Raw genomic sequence first — 15,299 nt, 5'->3', positions numbered from 1 at the left:
GAACGCTCAAAGTGCCCCTTCACAGCTACTGAAGGGGCACTTTGCGGCAACTCGGCGTTGGCGGTCAGACGTTCAGGCGCCAGTCGTCGGCGCCGACGTCGGCGTCCTCGTCGGTGTCGATGCCCTCCGCAGCCAGGTCGGGCAGGGAGATCGGCGTGGTGGGCGGGTCGATCACGGTGGCCTCGTCGCGGCGGTGACGCAGCACATCCTGAACGTACGAGGTGACGGCCTCGGCCAGGGGGATGTCCCGGTTCGCGTTCTGCGCCATGTACCAGCGGTGGTCGAGCAGCTGATGGAACACCTCGGCCGGCTCGAGCTTGCCCTTGAGCTCACGCGGGATGGCGCGCACGACGGGTTCGAAGACCCGCACCAGCCACTCGTGCGCCATCATCTCCTCGTCGGCATCCGGGTTGCCATAGGCCACCCCGTAGGAGTCGAGGTCGTTCAGCAGACGCCGGGCCTGGTTCTCTTCGGCGTCGAGTCCGGTGAGCCGCAGCAGCCGACGCTGGTGGTGGCCGGCGTCGACGACCTTGGGCTGGATGCGCACGGTCGTGCCGTTCTCGTCGGTCTTGATCGCCAGTTCCTCGATGTCGAAGCCGAGGTTGTTCAGGCGTTCGACCCGCTCGGTGATCCGCCAGCGCTCGCTGCTGGCGAAGGACTCGGAGCCGGTGAGTTCCTTCCAGAGCAGCCGGTACGCGGCAACGATGCCGTTGCTCACGTTGATCGGGTCGAGTTCGTCGGCGACGCGGCCGCCGGCTTCGAGGTCCATCAGCTCGCCGGCGATGTTCACGCGGGCGATTTCCAGGTCGTTCTCGCGCTGGCCGTTGGAGAGCCCGCCGGGGTAGAGCTGCCCGGTTTCGGCATCGACGAGATAGGCCGCGAACGCGCCGGCGTCACGACGGAAGAGGGTGTTCGACAGCGACACGTCGCCCCAGAACAGGCCGACCATGTGCACGCGAACCAGTAGCAGGGCCAGCGCGTCGACGAGGCGGGTCGCCGTGTCGGGGCGCAGTGCCTGGGAGTACAGCGCCCGGTAGGGCAGCGAGAACTTGAGGTGCCGGGTGACCAGCACCGAGTTGAGCGGGTCGCCGTCTTCGTCGGTGCGGTTCGTGATCACGGCAAGAGGCTCCACGCAGGGAATCTCGAGGCTTTGCAGGGTGCGGAGCATGTCGTACTCGCGCTTGGCCATTTCGCTGGTGGTTTCCTTGATGGCCACGACCCGGCCACTCAGGTGCGCGAACCGCACGAGGTGGCGGGAGAGGCCCTTGGGCAGCGAGGCGATGTTTTCGTTTGGCCACGCATCCAGTGGCACGTTCCAGGGAAGGTCAAGCAGTGCCGGATCGGCCGTCGCCGAGGTGATGTTGAGAGAACCGCTCATGAGGAGCCTAACTATCGAAAGACCCGGGTGGGCCGCAGATCGCCCCGGGCTGAATCGGCTCGGTGGCGCGGTGGAACGGTGCCACGGACTACCGGGCGCCGATATGACAAACTCGACCGCCGAAACTGCAGGCGGTCGAGTTTGTCGAACTGGCTTAGTCGCTGACGGCGCCGCCGAGACGGAGGCCGGTCTCAGCGTCGAACACGTGCAGGTGGTTCGGCGTCGGGGTCAGGTAGACGGTGTCGCCGGCCGACGGGTGCGAGCGGCCATCGACGCGGGCGACGATGTCGGTGCGCTTGCCTTCGACAGTGGAGTGGCCGTACAGGTAACCGTCGGCGCCGAGCTCCTCAACCAGGTCGACGTCAACGGCGAGGCCTTCGCCCACAGTGGTCGACAGGTGGATGTCTTCGGGTCGAACGCCGATGGTGACCTTCGAGCCGGTGGCGCCGGCGAGAGTGTCGCGGGCCACGGGAACCGTAGCGGTACCGAACTTGATGCCACCGTCGACGGCGTCGGCCAGGAACAGGTTCATGGCCGGGCTGCCGATGAAGCCGGCAACGAAGACGTTGTTCGGCTTGGCGTACAGGTCGCGGGGCGTGCCGACCTGCTGCAGGACGCCATCCTTGAGCACCGCGATGCGGTCGCCCATGGTGAGAGCCTCGGTCTGGTCGTGGGTGACGTAGACGGTGGTGACGCCCAGGCGACGCTGCAGCGACGCGATCTGGGTGCGGGTCTGCACGCGCAGCTTGGCGTCGAGGTTCGACAGCGGCTCGTCCATGAGGAACACCTGGGGCTGACGCACGATGGCGCGACCCATGGCGACACGCTGACGCTGGCCACCGGAGAGGGCCTTCGGCTTGCGGCTGAGGTAGGGCTCGAGGTCGAGCAGCTTGGCTGCCTCGAGAACGCGGGCGGCGCGCTCGTCCTTGTTGACGCCGGCGATCTTGAGCGCGAAGCCCATGTTCTCGGCGACGGTCATGTGCGGGTAGAGCGCGTAGTTCTGGAAGACCATCGCGATGTCGCGGTCCTTCGGGGGAACGTCGGTGACGTTGCGCTCACCGATGAAGATGTCGCCGTCGTTGACCTCTTCGAGACCTGCGAGCATGCGAAGCGACGTGGACTTGCCACAGCCGGAGGGACCAACGAGGACGAGGAATTCGCCATCGGCGACCGAGAGGTCGAGGTGGTCGACCGCGGGACGGGTGGAACCCGGGTACAGGCGGGTGGCCTTGTCAAAGGTTACTGAAGCCATTATTTCGTTATTCTCCTTCACCGGCAGGTACGTGCCGGACGATCCGTTGTGATGGGATATGCCTGTCCGGCTGACGTAGCACCAGCGCAAGACCTTCCTAGTATGGCATGCCCGAGGAGCGTGGCCGGTGACGTCGCGGCGGGCCGTGCGCCCGGCCGGTGAGAGGTCGGGCAGAGCCGGTTGGTCATTTCCCAGACTGGGGTCCTACTATTTGGAGTGCTATCGCGCACATCCGCGAGCGCAACCCTTCAACTCGGAGCGATCATCCATGACAACTGCCGGCCCAGGCGACCCTCGTCCCTCGAAGAATCAGCGACGCGACGCCGCGCGCACGAAGGCAGCGCAGATCCGGGTGGAGCAGAAGAAGCGGGATCGCCGCAACCGGGTGTTCCTGCAGGGCGGCATCGCGGTAGCCGCGATCGCCGTGGTGACCGCCATCGTGCTGATCATCGTCAACTCGGTGCAGCCGGCCGGGCCCGGCCCGCGCAACATGGCCAGTGACGGACTCCTCGTGGGTGAGGGTCTTGCGGCCGTCACCACCCCCGCGCTGCAGCCGGATGCCGACCTGGTGCCGTCTACCCCGGATGCCACCGGCACCGTCGCCGACATCCGCGTTTACGTCGACTACCTCTGCCCCTTCTGCGGCACATTCGAGAACACCAACGCTGAGCAGATCTCGCAGTGGGTCGAGTCGGGTGCCGCCACCGTCGAGATCCACCCGATCTCCATCCTCACCAGTAAGTCCGCGGGCACCCAGTACTCGCTCCGTGCCGCGAACGCGGCCGCGTGCGTGGCGGATTCCTCCCCGGACGACTTCCTGGCATTCAACTCGGCACTCTTCGCCGCCCAGCCGGTGGAGGGCACCGCCGGCCTGAGCGACGAAGACATCAAAGACATCGTCAAGAGCTCCGGGGTGAGCCAGAACCTGACCGCCATCAATGAGTGCATCGACGAGACCACGTTCAAGGCCTGGGTGCTCAACGCCACCGACCGGGCCCTCAGCGGCCCGATTCCGAACTCCACTTCGCTTGAGGCGATCACCGGCACCCCGACGGTGCTGGTCAACGGCAAACAGTACGTGGGCGCACTCGATGACCCCAAGGAGTTCGCGGCCTTCGTGCTGCAGGCCGCCAGCGAGGCCTACTCCACGGCTACCCCGGAACCGACGGCGACGCCGGCCGGTTGATCCGCGCATTGCCCAGACCGGATGCCGGCGGCCACGCGATAGCGTCGGCATTCGGTCGCCGGGTGATTTAGGATGAATGCTCGAGGCGAATAACCCCGCCTCATGCCGGCCTGGCGCAATTGGTAGCGCACCACTCTTGTAAAGTGGGGGTTACGGGTTCAAGTCCCGTGGCCGGCCCTCACGCCCCTACTCCCGCCCGGGATGTAGGGGTTTTTTGTCGAACTGACGACGAGCCTCCGACCGCGGATTGACACCGGCGGCGCCGACCGGCAGCGTGGATTCAGTCGGCAACTGGGCTGACGGATCGACGGAAGCGGCATCATGGCTGACTTGACGCTCATCACGGCCACCGACGAGATGCACCTCGCCGGGGCCATCGAGGTCGCGCGACGGGCGCGCGCCAGTGGGAACCATCCGTTCGGCGCCATTCTGGTGACCGGCGGCGGTCGGGTCATCGAGGGCCTGAACAGTGTGGTGACCGACCGGGACCCGACCGGGCACGCCGAGACGAACGTGGTGCGCCTCGCCGGCGCCCGGCTGAGCGGGGAGGACCTCCGTTCGAGCACCCTCTACACGAGCGCGGAACCGTGCGCCATGTGCGCCGGCGCCATCTATTGGGCCGGAATCGGCCGGGTCGCCTACGCGCTGCCGGAGCATGTCCTGCGCGCGATGGTGCCCGAGCAAGGCGGGGAACCGACCCTGGACCTGCCCTGCCGGGAGGTCTTCGCGCGGGGCGGCCGAACCGTCATCGTCGCCGGGCCCGCGCTGATCGCCGAGGCCGCCGACGTGCACGCGGGGTTCTGGGACACCGCACACTGACCCCGGGCACGGTCACCCCGCCGACGCCGTTGCGTGGGGGAGCACGCCGCTCAACCGCCGGCCAGGCGCCTCGGGCAGCCGGCCGGTGACCACATGCGCCACCACCACCGCGACGATCACCAGGGGCATCACGGCGTAGGCGTCGCTGGTGAGCAGCACGGTGGCCAGGAGCACGCTGGTAAGGGGCAGGCGCAACATCGACGCGCACATCGCGCCGATGCCCACGCCCACCGCCGGCACCAACTCCATCCCGGGCAGGTGCGAGGCCGCGATTCCCAGGGCGGCGCCGATGAACATCGCCGGGAACACAGGTCCGCCGCGGAAGGCGCTGAGCGACAGGCCGTAGGCGAGCGACTTGCACAGGATCAACAACAACAGCGCGCCGAGCGGCCAGGCGCCGCCGTCGGTGATGAGCGACGGCAGGGCCGACTGGCCGGAGAACAGAATCTCGGCGGTGTCCTCACCGGTGACCTGCGCGAACAACACCGCCAGGCCCGCGATCGCCAGACCGAGCACGGGGGAGATGACCAACCGATGCCGGTGCACGACGGGCCGCACGATCAGCGCGAGCGCCCGGATGCCCCAGGCCAGCAGGGGGCTGACCATCCCGATACCGAGTGCCCAGAGGAACATGGCCACGGTGGGGGTGGAAAACGCGGGCAGGTCGGGGATGGCGAGGGAGAACGTGCCCAGCCCGGTCCAGGAATCCAGGCCGACAAAGACCAGGGAGCCGATGCCGGCGGCGAGCAGGCCCGGGAGCAGGCCCACCCCGAGCATCGCGCCGCCCAACCCCGACGCCTCCATCAACAGGAACGCGCCGAGCAGTGGCGACCCGAGCAGGGTGCTCACGGCCGCGAAACTGCCCGCTGAGGCGATCACGGCGACGGCAGACGGCGGTGAATCCTTCTTGATCAGGAGTATCGCCAGCGCGCCCAGGCCGCCCCCTAGGGCGATCAGCGGTGCCTCCGGGCCGAGCACGGCGCCCAGGGACAGGGTGGCCAGTGCGGCGAGGGCCACGCCGGGCAGGTCGCGGGGCCGGGGGACCCCTCCCGTCTTGAATCCCTCCGACGGCGAGTGCCCGCTGGTGCCCGGCAGCCGCTGAATGGACAGCGCCACCAGCAGCCCGGACAGCGCCAAAAGGGGGAACGGCCACCAGAGCGGTGCACCGTCGAATCCCAGGGCGCCGGGCAAGCTGGTGTACAGGTACTCCTGCAACCAGTCGACCAGCGCCAGGAATCCGTAGGCGGCGATGGAAACCGGTACCCCGATGAGCCCCGCGAGCAGGAGGATCCGGAGGTAGCCACGAGAGCGGATCACCGCCAGCGGGTCGGGGGCCGACGTCTGCGGCGCCGGCGGATCGGGGTTCGCGTTCATGTCGCGGGCCTCCTCGGTCTGGCGCGGGCGTGCCGGAGTCCCAGCCCACGCTGGCCCGGCCGAATCGTCAGCGCAAGGCCCTCCAGTGAGCCGCCAACGGGGGGGTGGCCTTGCGAATAGCGCTTTCACTAAGCTGACCGCCATGTATGCGCTGTTCTCTGCCGTGCTCCTGGTGCTCATCATCGGCGCCCTCGTGGACATCATCACCCGGCAGGACGGCCAGGTGAAGCACCTGCCCAAGGTGGTCTGGGTGCTTCTGGTGGTCTTTCTGCCGATGATCGGCAGCATCCTCTGGTTCGCGATCGGACGCGAATACCCGGCTCCGGCCGAACGGGCACGCTTCGCGGCTCCGCAGCAGTGGACCGCGCCCCGCCAGGGGCCTGGGGCCCAGGCCGAGCGGCGGGTGCGGACCACCGAGGAGGAACTCGCCGACCTCGACCGTGAGATCGATTTCCACGCCGACCAGGCGCGCATCCGCCGGATCGAGGCGGAGCTGGCCGAGCGCCGTCGGCTCGCGGCCGAGCAGTGACCCCGTCGGGGCGCTGACGCTCATCGACCCCGGAACCGACTACGCTAGGTTTTGTGGTTACAGACAACAAAACACCCCAGCAACCCGCTCGATCCGAATTCGACAAGATGGTGGCGGGGGAGTGGTACCGGTATCGCTCCGGTCCCGAGCTGGCCGAGCTGACGACGAGCACCCAGCGCACCTGCCGCCAGATCACCGCGCTCTACGATGACGACCAGCCCGCGGCGCACGCCCTCTTCACCGAAATGCTGGGCAGCGTGGGTGAAGGAGCCGACTTCCGGCCGCCGCTGTACCTGGACTACGGATCCAGGTTGCACGTGGGCGCCAACACGTTCATCAACGCCGATTTCCTCGCCCTGGGCGGCGGCGAGATCATCATCGGTGCCAACGTCCTGGTCGGGCCAAGCGCACGCCTCTACACGCCCAGCCACGCAATCGACATTGAGGAACGCCGGGCCGGCTACGAACGGGTCTCGCCGGTCACCATCGAGGACGACGTCTGGTTGGGCGGCAACGTCGTGGTCTGCCCTGGCGTGACGATCGGTGCGGGCAGCATCATCGGCGCCGGCTCAGTGGTCACCAAGGACGTGCCGAAGGGCGTCATCGCCGCCGGCAACCCCGCCCGCGTCGTGCGCGAAATCGGGCCGGGCGACAGGGTCGGTCTCGGCGCGCTCTGAGCGTCAGAGCCGCCCGATGATCTCCTGGCGCTTGGCCGCGTATTCAGCCTCGGTCACCAGACCCTGCGCTCGCATCTGATCCAGCTGCGCCAGCCGGTCAGCGCTGCCGCCCGACCGTGGCCCACGGTCCAACCGCACGACCAGGAGCACGATCGCCGCGGCCACCAGGGCCATGGCACCGAGCACGCCCACAATGATGAGCGCGTGCCAACCGGTCAAATTGCTGAGCATCAAGGTCCCCCCGAAAACGGCCGAGCTGGCCGCACACCGAGAGTCTAGCCAGCCCGGTTTCGGGCGTTGGCAGGAACGACGGGCCGCGTATATGTTGGCCGCATGAACGCTGTGGCCCAGGTTCTCGCCATCCTGCAGGGTCTGACCCTGATCGGGGTGGGCACCCTCGAGGCCTTCTTCTACCGGAACCCGCGGTTCTACGGAATGTTCCTGATCAAGCCGGATGAGATGAAGCCTGTGCGGCTGTGGGTGGTGAACGTGGGGGTCGAGAACATCCTCGTCGGCCTCGCCTGCATCATCGGGGTGATCCTGCTGCCCATTGACCAGACCGTCGGGAGCACGTTGATCTTCGCTGTGTGCGCCCTGCACGTGATCATGGGGCCGGTCCTGGTCATCACCGACCGGCGGCTCTGGAAAAGCGGAATCGCCGAGGCCGGGCTTCCGCTGCTCGTGATCATCACGGCGCTCGCCTTCTGATCCACGGCCACCGGTCGACTGCGCCGAGCGTACGCTTGAATGATGACAACAACACCCCAGCACGCACTGAACACAGGCTTCGGCGCGCGCAGCACGGCAACCGAAGTGCTCAACGGCATCGACCTGACCGGCCGCACGGCCATCGTCACCGGCGGGTACTCCGGCCTCGGCATCGAGACCGTCGCCGCACTCGTCGCTGCCGGCGCCCAGGTGATCGTGCCGGCCCGGCGCCCCGAGGCGGCCTGGGCCGCCCTGGACGCCCGTGGCCTGAACGCCGTGGAGGTCGACACCCTCGACCTGGCCGACCTGGTGAGCGTGCGAGCCTTCGCCGAACGGTTCGTGGCCACCGGACGGAGCCTGGACATCCTGATCAACAACGCCGCGATCATGGCCGCTCCCGAGAGCAGGGTCGGTGACCGCTGGGAGTCCCAGTTCGCCACCAATCACCTCGGTCACTACGTGCTCACGAACCTGCTCCGGCCCGCGCTCTCGGCCGAGGGCGGCGCCCGGGTCGTGGCCCTCTCGTCGACCGGCCACAAGCTCAGCGGCATCCGTTTCGACGACCCGCAATTCACGACCGGCTACGACAAGTGGCAGGCCTACGGGCAGGCGAAGACCGCCAACAGCCTCTTCGCCGTGCACCTGGATGCCCTCGGCGCCGACCACGGCGTGCGCGCGTTTGCCGTGCACCCGGGCGGCATCATGACCGAGCTGCAGCGGCACCTGCCGCGGGAGGAGATGATCGCCGCGGGCTGGATGACTGCAGACGGCACGGTGAATTCGCTGTTCAAGTCGCCAGAGCAGGGCGCGGCGACCTCAACCTGGGCGGCCACCTCGCCGATGCTGGCCGGACTGGGCGGGGTCTACTGCGAGGACTGCGACATCGCCGAACCCACCGTGCCGGATAGTGCCACCGCCCGGGTGGCCGGGGTGAACCCGCACGCCATCGATCGGGCGGATGCGGCCAGGCTCTGGGCGCTCTCCGCCGAGCTGACCGGTGTGAACGCGTTCGCCTGAGCGCCGCTCGCCCCGCCCCAACTGTCGCCGTTCCGGACAAGTGCGCCCGGTGTGCCGGGTGCAGTTGTCCGTTTGGGCAACAGTTGCCAAGGCGAAACCGCAGACCTAGGTTGGGGAGATGGCAGAGGATGCGGAACACGACGCGAGCGCGGTCGCGGATGGCGATGCGGGCGCGACTGCGGATGGAGCGCTCTGGGCGGCGCAGGGCATTCCGGCCCCGGCGCGCCGAGCGCTGCTGGCCGCGGGCATCCTGACCCTTGCGGACCTGCGCTCGACCGACCTCGACACACTTGGGCGGCTGCACGGCATGGGCCCGAAGGCTCTGGAACGGTTGCGTCTACTGCGCGACGGCTGACAGGCGCCGGGAGTCAGACCCGGCTGGTCAGCCTCACACCGCTAGCCCGCTCGCTCGCCTTGTGGTCTGCTCCCGACAGCGACCCAACTGTGCCCAATTCGGACAAGTGCGCCCGGTGTGCCGGGTGCAGTTGTCCGGTCGGGCAACAGTTGGGCCGGAGGAAACCCGGCCTAGTCGACGGGGGTGAAGTTGAGCGAGATCGAGTTCATGCAGTAGCGGTCGCCGGTGGGGGTGCCGAAGCCGTCGTCGAAGACGTGGCCCAGGTGCGATCCGCAGGCAGCACAACGCACCTCGGTGCGCACGACGCCGAGTGACCGGTCCTCGAGGAGCTCGACGGCCTCGGGGCGCACCGACTCGTAAAAGCTCGGCCAGCCGCAGCCGGAATCGAACTTGGTGCCGCTCTTGAACAGCTCGGCGTTGCACGCTCCGCAGGTGTAGATGCCCGACCGGCCCTCATCGAGGAGTTCTCCGGTCCAGGCGCGTTCGGTGGCCGCACCGCGGAGCACTTCGTACTGCTCTGGGGTGAGTTCAGCCTTCCATTCGGCGTCAGACTTGGTGACCTCGTAGTCCATGGTGCGTCCTTTCAATCCAGTCTCGGCAGAGAACTGCCTCCAGCGTAAACTCGGCCGGGGCCCGGGGAATTCCCGTCAGCGGTGTGCCGGGCCATTCCCCAGCCGATTCCCACCCTCGACGGTATCGGGCCGGTCGCGTCCGCGACAGGCGGGCCCGGTCAGCGAAAACCCAGTCCAGGCCAAATAGGATGACGCGTATGGCGACCAGCGAGCACGAGAGCGACCGGGGTGCAGGGCAAGCTCTGGGACTCGGCACGCACGACGTGCAGCTGCTGGCGTTCGAGCGGCGTTGGTGGTCGCATCCCGGCGCGAAAGAGCAGGCCATCCGCTCTGAATTCGGTCTGTCGGCCGCCCGCTACTATCAATTGTTGGGTGCCCTGATCGACTCCCCGCTCGCCCTCGCTCACGATCCCATGCTGGTCAAACGACTGCAGCGGATGCGCGACGCGCGGTCGCAGGCGCGATCGGCCCGAGCCATCCGCCCCATCGAGTAGGAGCCCCCTGCAGTGTGTTCAGCCAAACGAGGAACGAACTAGACAGACAATGCCCACTTCGTACCCGAAAGACCGCTTCGATCATCTTCCGCACAAGCTCGAGCGGGTGGGGGCGCATCGCGCACCCGCCAAGAAGGGGCGACGGTGGGTTGCGTTCTGGTGGGCGCTGGCCGCGACCGCCCTGCTCGTGGGAGTGGGCGCAGTGGGCCTGTCGGTGTTGAACAACCGGCTGAATTTCACCATCCCCGGTGTGGAGGCCGAGACGCCCGTTGCCGAGCCGACGGCCGAGCCGGTGCCCACCGCGGAGCCGACGACCGACCCCAATGCGAGGGTCACGGTTCTCAACGGCACGCCCACGACAGGCGTGGCGCGGTCGGTGGGCGAGGTGCTCACCGATGGTGGGTGGACAGTCGGAAGCACCAGCGACGCCGACACCGAGGACTTCGCTACGACGACCGTGTATTACGCGGATCCCACCCTGGAGGGTGCTGCGCGGGGTGTGGCGGCCCTTCTGCCCGGTTCTGCGGTGTTGCTCTCTGAAGACTTCGCCGGCTCTGACGCCACCTTGACGGTCGTCGTGGGCGCCGACTACGTGATGCCCGCCGGCTGACCTCGCCACGCGATCGCGCCGCCTACTGGGATTGGCGCTTGCAGTCAACCCCCTTTTGAACTTCGCTGCCGTCACTAGTGTCTGCAGTGGTCGCTCACTTTCCGGCGAAGCGCTCTCACCCTGAGAGCGCTCTTCAACGGACGGTGGACGCAGTTTCTGCGCCAGGCCCGGTAACACCAACGGGTGAGTGCCGAAATACAACACTGCATTAGGGGAGTTTCACATGGCGAACGGAACCGTCAAATGGTTCAACGCTGAAAAGGGTTTCGGCTTCATCACTGTCGATGGAGGAGGACAGGACGTCTTCGTTCACTACTCCGCTATCGACATGCACGGCTACAAGGTTCTCGAAGAAGGCCAGCACGTCATCTTCGAACTCGGTACCGGAGCCAAGGGCCCGCAGGCCGAGTCGGTACGCCCGGCCTAGCTACCACGCGTCGAACAGCTGACAGCCCAACCGGCTGACAGCAACACCATCGTCGATCGATCACCGATCGACCACCGATCGGCAGTCACGTCACCACCCTTCTCGCCAGGCAGACATACCAGGCGCAACTAGGGTGTGTGGCGTGACTGCGTTTCGGATGCCCCCTCTTTCTCCCCGACGATCCCGACTGCCCCTCCGGCTGTCGGCCGCGGTGTGCATCACCGCCGGGCTGGGGCTGGGGCTGATCGGTTGCTCCGCACCGCTGCCCGAGCCGACAGCATCCGCGAGCCTGACGCCGCGGTCCGGGCTCGCGCCGCTGCGGGGGACTCCGGTGGACGCCGACGCCGCGGAGCGCCCGTCGCTGGCTGTGAAGATCGACAACCACCCCGCCGCTCGGCCGCAGATCGGCCTCGAGCGCGCCGACCTGGTCTTCGAAGAGCTGGTCGAGGGCGGCTTCACCCGCTACGCCGCCATCTGGCACTCCGACGTGCCGGATGCGGTCGGTCCCGTGCGGTCCATCCGCCCGATGGACCCTGAAATCCTGAGCTCGTTCGGCGGCGTCGTGGCGTACTCGGGCGGCCAACCTCAGTTCGTCGACGCCATGAAGGCCGCACCGATGCTGAACGTGCTTTTCGACGAAGACGCCACGGGCCTGTTCGTGCGCGCCGACGACAGGGAGGCGCCGCACAACGTGGTGCTCTCGGCGGCCGACGTCGTCGAGCTGCACTCCGACGTCGCCCCGCCTCGTGACCAGTTCGACTATGCCGACACCGCTGCAGGGGCTACGGCGACCCTGGCCGGCACCCCGACCGCCGCGATCGTGGCCAGCTTCTCCGAGTCCGGCGGGCGCGCCTGGCACTGGGACCCGGCTGCCCAGGCCTACCTGCGCAGCCAGGACGGCATCGCCGACCTCGATACCTCCGGAACCCAGCTGAGGGCCACGAACGTCGTGGTGCTGCGGGTCGAGGTGGACCGCGGTAGCGACGTGCCCCGCACCGTCCTGATCGGTTCGGGCCAGGCCTGGGTGTCCGCCAACGGATCGACGGTGCCGGCGACCTGGTTCAAGGACGCCGCGGCCGCGCCGATCCGGCTCGCCGATGCCGCCGGGGCCACGATCGACCTGGCGCCCGGTAACACCTGGATCGAACTGGTCCCCACCGACGACGGCAGTGTGGAGCTGGTGCCGTAACAGGTGCGGCACCCGGCCCGGCCGGCACCGTTCACTTGCACTCTCGACCCCAGAGTGCCAGAATCGGTCTAGCACTCTGTGCTTTGGAGTGCTAACCCATCATCGTTTTGGTAACGTCCGGGAGGGACGAGAAACACATATGGCAAAGATCATTGCTTTCAATGAAGAGGCCCGTCGCGGCCTTGAGCGCGGCCTCAACATCCTCGCTGACACGGTCAAGGTGACCCTCGGCCCGCGCGGACGCAACGTCGTGCTGGAGAAGAAGTGGGGCGCCCCCACGATCACCAACGACGGCGTGTCCATCGCCAAGGAGATCGAGCTCGACGACCCGTACGAGAAGATCGGTGCGGAGCTCGTCAAGGAGGTCGCCAAGAAGACTGACGACGTCGCGGGCGACGGCACCACCACCGCCACCGTTCTGGCTCAGGCCCTGGTTCGCGAAGGCCTGCGCAACGTCGCAGCCGGCGCCGACCCGATCAGCCTCAAGCGCGGTATCGAGAAGGCCACCGCCGCGGTCATCGCGGAGCTCATCTCCAGCGCCAAGGAGATCGAGACCAAGGAAGAGATCGCGGCCACGGCCTCCATCTCGGCCGGCGACGCCGAAATCGGCGCGATCATCGCCGAGGCCATCGACAAGGTCGGCAAGGAAGGTGTTGTCACCGTCGAGGAGTCGAACACCTTCGGCACCGAGCTGGAGCTCACCGAGGGCATGCGTTTCGACAAGGGCTTCCTGTCGGCATACTTCGTCACCGACCCCGACCGTCAGGAAGCGGTCTTCGAAGACCCCTACATCCTGATCGTCAACTCCAAGGTCTCCAACATCAAGGACCTGCTGCCGATCGTCGACAAGGTCATCCAGAGCGGCAAGCAGCTGCTCATCATTGCCGAGGACGTCGACGGTGAGGCCCTGGCCACGCTCGTCGTGAACAAGATCCGTGGCATCTTCAAGTCGGTTGCCGTCAAGGCTCCCGGCTTCGGTGACCGTCGCAAGGCGCAGCTGCAGGACATCGCCATCCTCACCGGTGGCCAGGTCATCTCCGAGGAGGTCGGACTCAAGCTTGAGAACGTCACCCTCGACCTGCTCGGTAACGCCCGCAAGGTCGTCATCACCAAGGACGAGACCACCATTGTCGAGGGTGCCGGCGACGCCGAGGCCATCGCCGGTCGCGTTCAGCAGATCCGCAACGAGATCGAGAACACCGACTCCGACTACGACCGTGAGAAGCTCCAGGAGCGTCTCGCCAAGCTCGCCGGTGGCGTTGCCGTCATCAAGGCCGGCGCCGCGACGGAGGTTGAGCTCAAGGAGCGCAAGCACCGCATCGAGGACGCCGTTCGTAACGCGAAGGCAGCCGTCGAAGAGGGCATCGTCGCCGGTGGTGGCGTTGCACTCATCCAGGCCGGCAAGACCGCATTCGAGAGCAAGGCAATCCTTGACCTCGTCGGCGACGAGGCAACCGGCGCGAACATCGTGCGCGTTGCCATCGACGCTCCGCTCAAGCAGATCGCGCTCAACGCCGGCATGGAGCCGGGCGTTGTCGCCGACAAGGTGCGCAACCTGCCCGTCGGATTCGGCCTCAACGCCGCAACCGGTGAGTACGTCGACATGATCGCTGCCGGCATCAATGACCCGGTGAAGGTCACCCGCTCCGCGCTGCTGAACGCATCGTCGATCGCCGGCCTGTTCCTCACCACCGAGGCCGTTGTCGCCGACAAGCCCGAGAAGAACCCGGCCCCGGCCGGCGACCCCTCGGGTGGCATGGACTTCTAAGTCCCGCCTCACCAGCACTGAGTAATTGATGTGGGCGTCCCCTTCGGGGGGCGTCCACATTCGTGTGTCCGGCCCGATTCCCGAAGCGTCGGCTGTTACCGTGCGGTAGGCGGATGTGGGGATTGTCGAATGCACGTGGGCGCGCTCGTGCCGGTGGCGAGCAATATGCGCGCTACGCGGAGCTGAAATCCGGCACCACGAACGGCGCGGATGCGCGCTACGGCGACTCCTCCGGAGAGGCATGCTTCGCCCGCCGCGCCGCTCATCGAGGCCATCGTCACGAGGAGCCGATACCGGGCGTCGAGCGGGCCTCCTTCGGGTGCGCCGCCTCGACCGCGACCTGCGCGCTCGACACCGTGATCGGTGGCAACTGGGTGCAGTACAGCACCTCGTCGTCGGAGGGGGATCCCGACCTGCTGCGCGAAAGATTGATCCAGACCGCCGCGAGCGCCGTCGCCCGACTCTCCGGCTGAGCCGGCCCGACACCCGGGGGCCGAGCCGGCGTCCTCGGGACGCCCTACCGGGCGAAGAGCCTGGCGTTGGCCTGCTCCACCTCCGCGTACTGCTGGCCGGCCTGCCCGAGTGCCTGGTTGAGCGCGTCCGCGCTCTGCTCCACATGCAGCTGGGTGGTGCGCCAGGCCGAGACCGCCGCCTGGAACTGGGCGGATGCCTGGCCGGTCCAGGAACCCTCCAACCCGGTGAGTTGCCCGAGCAGCGCCGCCACCTCGGCCTGGATGCGCGCCATGGTGGCACGCGCGGAACCGGTGGTGGTGATCAGCGCTTCGCTGTCGACCTGGAACTGGGTCATCAGATGTGCTCCGTTCGCTTGTCTGCGGTGCCCGTTCGGGCGCCCGCCAGCGACGCTACGGTGAGCGCGCCCTGCGCGCGGCCCGGCGGGGCAGCGCGGGGGAGAACCGCCCGGCTGCCGGGATGTGGAGGAGCGG

General features: G+C 67.7%; 19 protein-coding genes and 1 tRNA gene. 14 read left to right on the top strand and 6 right to left on the bottom strand.

Features of this window, described 5'->3' with window-relative positions; genetic code table 11:
* Nucleotides 1–64 precede the first annotated feature (64 nt).
* Both ACEN2M_RS16660 and ACEN2M_RS16655 read right to left on the bottom strand, forming a co-directional pair.
* Complete coding sequence (locus ACEN2M_RS16660) at nucleotides 65–1,378, bottom strand: DUF4032 domain-containing protein (protein WP_441649261.1); 1,314 nt, start codon at nucleotides 1,376–1,378, stop codon at nucleotides 65–67.
* A 154-nt stretch (nucleotides 1,379–1,532) separates the two neighbouring features.
* Complete coding sequence (locus tag ACEN2M_RS16655) at nucleotides 1,533–2,630, bottom strand: ABC transporter ATP-binding protein (protein WP_441649260.1); 1,098 nt, start codon at nucleotides 2,628–2,630, stop codon at nucleotides 1,533–1,535.
* Nucleotides 2,631–2,898: 268 nt separating this feature from the next.
* Here ACEN2M_RS16655 and ACEN2M_RS16650 point away from each other — a divergent pair, with 268 nt between their 5' ends.
* The 3 genes from ACEN2M_RS16650 (at nucleotide 2,899) to ACEN2M_RS16640 (ending at nucleotide 4,635) form a co-directional block, all read left to right on the top strand.
* Nucleotides 2,899–3,816, top strand: coding sequence for a DsbA family protein (locus tag ACEN2M_RS16650; RefSeq protein ID WP_441649259.1), 918 nt, complete (start codon nucleotides 2,899–2,901; stop codon nucleotides 3,814–3,816).
* Nucleotides 3,817–3,920: 104 nt separating this feature from the next.
* Nucleotides 3,921–3,993: transfer RNA gene (locus ACEN2M_RS16645), tRNA-Thr, on the top strand.
* A 144-nt stretch (nucleotides 3,994–4,137) separates the two neighbouring features.
* Entirely contained in the window at nucleotides 4,138–4,635 is a 498-nt protein-coding gene (locus ACEN2M_RS16640) for a nucleoside deaminase (RefSeq protein ID WP_441649258.1), read from the top strand.
* A gap of 12 nt (nucleotides 4,636–4,647) precedes the next feature.
* Here ACEN2M_RS16640 and ACEN2M_RS16635 read toward each other — a convergent pair whose 3' ends face one another.
* Nucleotides 4,648–6,009 carry a chloride channel protein gene (locus ACEN2M_RS16635; RefSeq protein ID WP_441649257.1) on the bottom strand — a complete coding sequence of 454 codons (1,362 nt, stop codon included), beginning with the start codon at nucleotides 6,007–6,009 and terminating at the stop codon, nucleotides 4,648–4,650.
* A 142-nt stretch (nucleotides 6,010–6,151) separates the two neighbouring features.
* On the opposite strand from ACEN2M_RS16635, the gene ACEN2M_RS16630 reads away from it, so the two are divergent.
* Nucleotides 6,152–6,538: a PLDc N-terminal domain-containing protein gene (locus ACEN2M_RS16630; protein ID WP_441649256.1), complete on the top strand. Its 387-nt coding sequence runs from the start codon at nucleotides 6,152–6,154 to the stop codon at nucleotides 6,536–6,538.
* Between the two features lie 53 nt (nucleotides 6,539–6,591).
* On the top strand, nucleotides 6,592–7,215 hold the full coding sequence (locus ACEN2M_RS16625) for a sugar O-acetyltransferase (RefSeq protein WP_441649255.1): 624 nt from the start codon (nucleotides 6,592–6,594) through the stop codon (nucleotides 7,213–7,215).
* Between the two features lie 3 nt (nucleotides 7,216–7,218).
* Here the strand turns inward: ACEN2M_RS16625 and ACEN2M_RS16620 are convergent, their stop codons facing one another.
* Entirely contained in the window at nucleotides 7,219–7,446 is a 228-nt protein-coding gene (locus ACEN2M_RS16620) for an SHOCT domain-containing protein (RefSeq protein WP_441649254.1), read from the bottom strand.
* A gap of 102 nt (nucleotides 7,447–7,548) precedes the next feature.
* Between ACEN2M_RS16620 and ACEN2M_RS16615 the strand changes: the two genes are divergently transcribed.
* The 3 genes from ACEN2M_RS16615 (at nucleotide 7,549) to ACEN2M_RS16605 (ending at nucleotide 9,295) form a co-directional block, all read left to right on the top strand.
* Nucleotides 7,549–7,923 carry a DUF1304 family protein gene (locus ACEN2M_RS16615; RefSeq protein WP_441649253.1) on the top strand — a complete coding sequence of 125 codons (375 nt, stop codon included), beginning with the start codon at nucleotides 7,549–7,551 and terminating at the stop codon, nucleotides 7,921–7,923.
* A 42-nt stretch (nucleotides 7,924–7,965) separates the two neighbouring features.
* Nucleotides 7,966–8,940, top strand: a complete 975-nt coding sequence (locus tag ACEN2M_RS16610; protein ID WP_441649252.1) for an SDR family NAD(P)-dependent oxidoreductase — start codon at nucleotides 7,966–7,968, stop codon at nucleotides 8,938–8,940.
* Between the two features lie 118 nt (nucleotides 8,941–9,058).
* Nucleotides 9,059–9,295 (top strand): helix-hairpin-helix domain-containing protein, encoded by a 237-nt coding sequence (locus ACEN2M_RS16605; protein ID WP_441649251.1) that lies wholly within the window; start codon nucleotides 9,059–9,061, stop codon nucleotides 9,293–9,295.
* Between the two features lie 170 nt (nucleotides 9,296–9,465).
* Here ACEN2M_RS16605 and msrB read toward each other — a convergent pair whose 3' ends face one another.
* Nucleotides 9,466–9,867 carry a peptide-methionine (R)-S-oxide reductase MsrB gene (gene msrB / locus ACEN2M_RS16600; RefSeq protein ID WP_441649250.1) on the bottom strand — a complete coding sequence of 134 codons (402 nt, stop codon included), beginning with the start codon at nucleotides 9,865–9,867 and terminating at the stop codon, nucleotides 9,466–9,468.
* A 197-nt stretch (nucleotides 9,868–10,064) separates the two neighbouring features.
* Here msrB and ACEN2M_RS16595 point away from each other — a divergent pair, with 197 nt between their 5' ends.
* From ACEN2M_RS16595 to ACEN2M_RS16570, 6 genes are all read left to right on the top strand, one after another.
* Nucleotides 10,065–10,361, top strand: a complete 297-nt coding sequence (locus ACEN2M_RS16595; protein ID WP_441649249.1) for a DUF3263 domain-containing protein — start codon at nucleotides 10,065–10,067, stop codon at nucleotides 10,359–10,361.
* A gap of 49 nt (nucleotides 10,362–10,410) precedes the next feature.
* Nucleotides 10,411–10,971, top strand: a complete 561-nt coding sequence (locus ACEN2M_RS16590; RefSeq protein ID WP_441649248.1) for a LytR C-terminal domain-containing protein — start codon at nucleotides 10,411–10,413, stop codon at nucleotides 10,969–10,971.
* 223 nt (nucleotides 10,972–11,194) lie between these two features.
* Nucleotides 11,195–11,398, top strand: a complete 204-nt coding sequence (locus tag ACEN2M_RS16585) for a cold-shock protein (protein WP_088457037.1) — start codon at nucleotides 11,195–11,197, stop codon at nucleotides 11,396–11,398.
* A 142-nt stretch (nucleotides 11,399–11,540) separates the two neighbouring features.
* Nucleotides 11,541–12,587 (top strand): DUF3048 domain-containing protein, encoded by a 1,047-nt coding sequence (locus ACEN2M_RS16580; RefSeq protein WP_441649247.1) that lies wholly within the window; start codon nucleotides 11,541–11,543, stop codon nucleotides 12,585–12,587.
* Between the two features lie 139 nt (nucleotides 12,588–12,726).
* Nucleotides 12,727–14,355 carry a chaperonin GroEL gene (groL, locus tag ACEN2M_RS16575; RefSeq protein ID WP_441649246.1) on the top strand — a complete coding sequence of 543 codons (1,629 nt, stop codon included), beginning with the start codon at nucleotides 12,727–12,729 and terminating at the stop codon, nucleotides 14,353–14,355.
* A gap of 122 nt (nucleotides 14,356–14,477) precedes the next feature.
* Nucleotides 14,478–14,828 (top strand): hypothetical protein, encoded by a 351-nt coding sequence (locus tag ACEN2M_RS16570; RefSeq protein ID WP_441649245.1) that lies wholly within the window; start codon nucleotides 14,478–14,480, stop codon nucleotides 14,826–14,828.
* Nucleotides 14,829–14,872: 44 nt separating this feature from the next.
* Here ACEN2M_RS16570 and ACEN2M_RS16565 read toward each other — a convergent pair whose 3' ends face one another.
* Nucleotides 14,873–15,163: a WXG100 family type VII secretion target gene (locus ACEN2M_RS16565; protein ID WP_441649244.1), complete on the bottom strand. Its 291-nt coding sequence runs from the start codon at nucleotides 15,161–15,163 to the stop codon at nucleotides 14,873–14,875.
* Nucleotides 15,164–15,299 lie beyond the last annotated feature (136 nt).

This window comes from Cryobacterium sp. W22_MBD10_FK3, from assembly GCF_052113745.1.
Classification (GTDB): domain Bacteria; phylum Actinomycetota; class Actinomycetes; order Actinomycetales; family Microbacteriaceae; genus Cryobacterium.
This window is presented reverse-complemented; position numbering and strand designations above follow the sequence as displayed.

Bases quoted from the DNA above. Each gene is read 5' to 3' on its own strand.
- ACEN2M_RS16660 (WP_441649261.1), bottom strand. From the start codon at position 1,378: ATGAGCGGTTCTCTCAACATCACCTCGGCGACGGCCGATCCGGCACTG.
- ACEN2M_RS16655 (WP_441649260.1), bottom strand. From the start codon at position 2,630: ATGGCTTCAGTAACCTTTGACAAGGCCACCCGCCTGTACCCGGGTTCC.
- ACEN2M_RS16650 (WP_441649259.1), top strand. From the start codon at position 2,899: ATGACAACTGCCGGCCCAGGCGACCCTCGTCCCTCGAAGAATCAGCGA.
- ACEN2M_RS16640 (WP_441649258.1), top strand. From the start codon at position 4,138: ATGGCTGACTTGACGCTCATCACGGCCACCGACGAGATGCACCTCGCC.
- ACEN2M_RS16635 (WP_441649257.1), bottom strand. From the start codon at position 6,009: ATGAACGCGAACCCCGATCCGCCGGCGCCGCAGACGTCGGCCCCCGAC.
- ACEN2M_RS16630 (WP_441649256.1), top strand. From the start codon at position 6,152: ATGTATGCGCTGTTCTCTGCCGTGCTCCTGGTGCTCATCATCGGCGCC.
- ACEN2M_RS16620 (WP_441649254.1), bottom strand. From the start codon at position 7,446: ATGCTCAGCAATTTGACCGGTTGGCACGCGCTCATCATTGTGGGCGTG.
- ACEN2M_RS16615 (WP_441649253.1), top strand. From the start codon at position 7,549: ATGAACGCTGTGGCCCAGGTTCTCGCCATCCTGCAGGGTCTGACCCTG.
- ACEN2M_RS16610 (WP_441649252.1), top strand. From the start codon at position 7,966: ATGACAACAACACCCCAGCACGCACTGAACACAGGCTTCGGCGCGCGC.
- ACEN2M_RS16605 (WP_441649251.1), top strand. From the start codon at position 9,059: ATGGCAGAGGATGCGGAACACGACGCGAGCGCGGTCGCGGATGGCGAT.
- msrB (WP_441649250.1), bottom strand. From the start codon at position 9,867: ATGGACTACGAGGTCACCAAGTCTGACGCCGAATGGAAGGCTGAACTC.
- ACEN2M_RS16595 (WP_441649249.1), top strand. From the start codon at position 10,065: ATGGCGACCAGCGAGCACGAGAGCGACCGGGGTGCAGGGCAAGCTCTG.
- ACEN2M_RS16590 (WP_441649248.1), top strand. From the start codon at position 10,411: ATGCCCACTTCGTACCCGAAAGACCGCTTCGATCATCTTCCGCACAAG.
- ACEN2M_RS16585 (WP_088457037.1), top strand. From the start codon at position 11,195: ATGGCGAACGGAACCGTCAAATGGTTCAACGCTGAAAAGGGTTTCGGC.
- groL (WP_441649246.1), top strand. From the start codon at position 12,727: ATGGCAAAGATCATTGCTTTCAATGAAGAGGCCCGTCGCGGCCTTGAG.
- ACEN2M_RS16565 (WP_441649244.1), bottom strand. From the start codon at position 15,163: ATGACCCAGTTCCAGGTCGACAGCGAAGCGCTGATCACCACCACCGGT.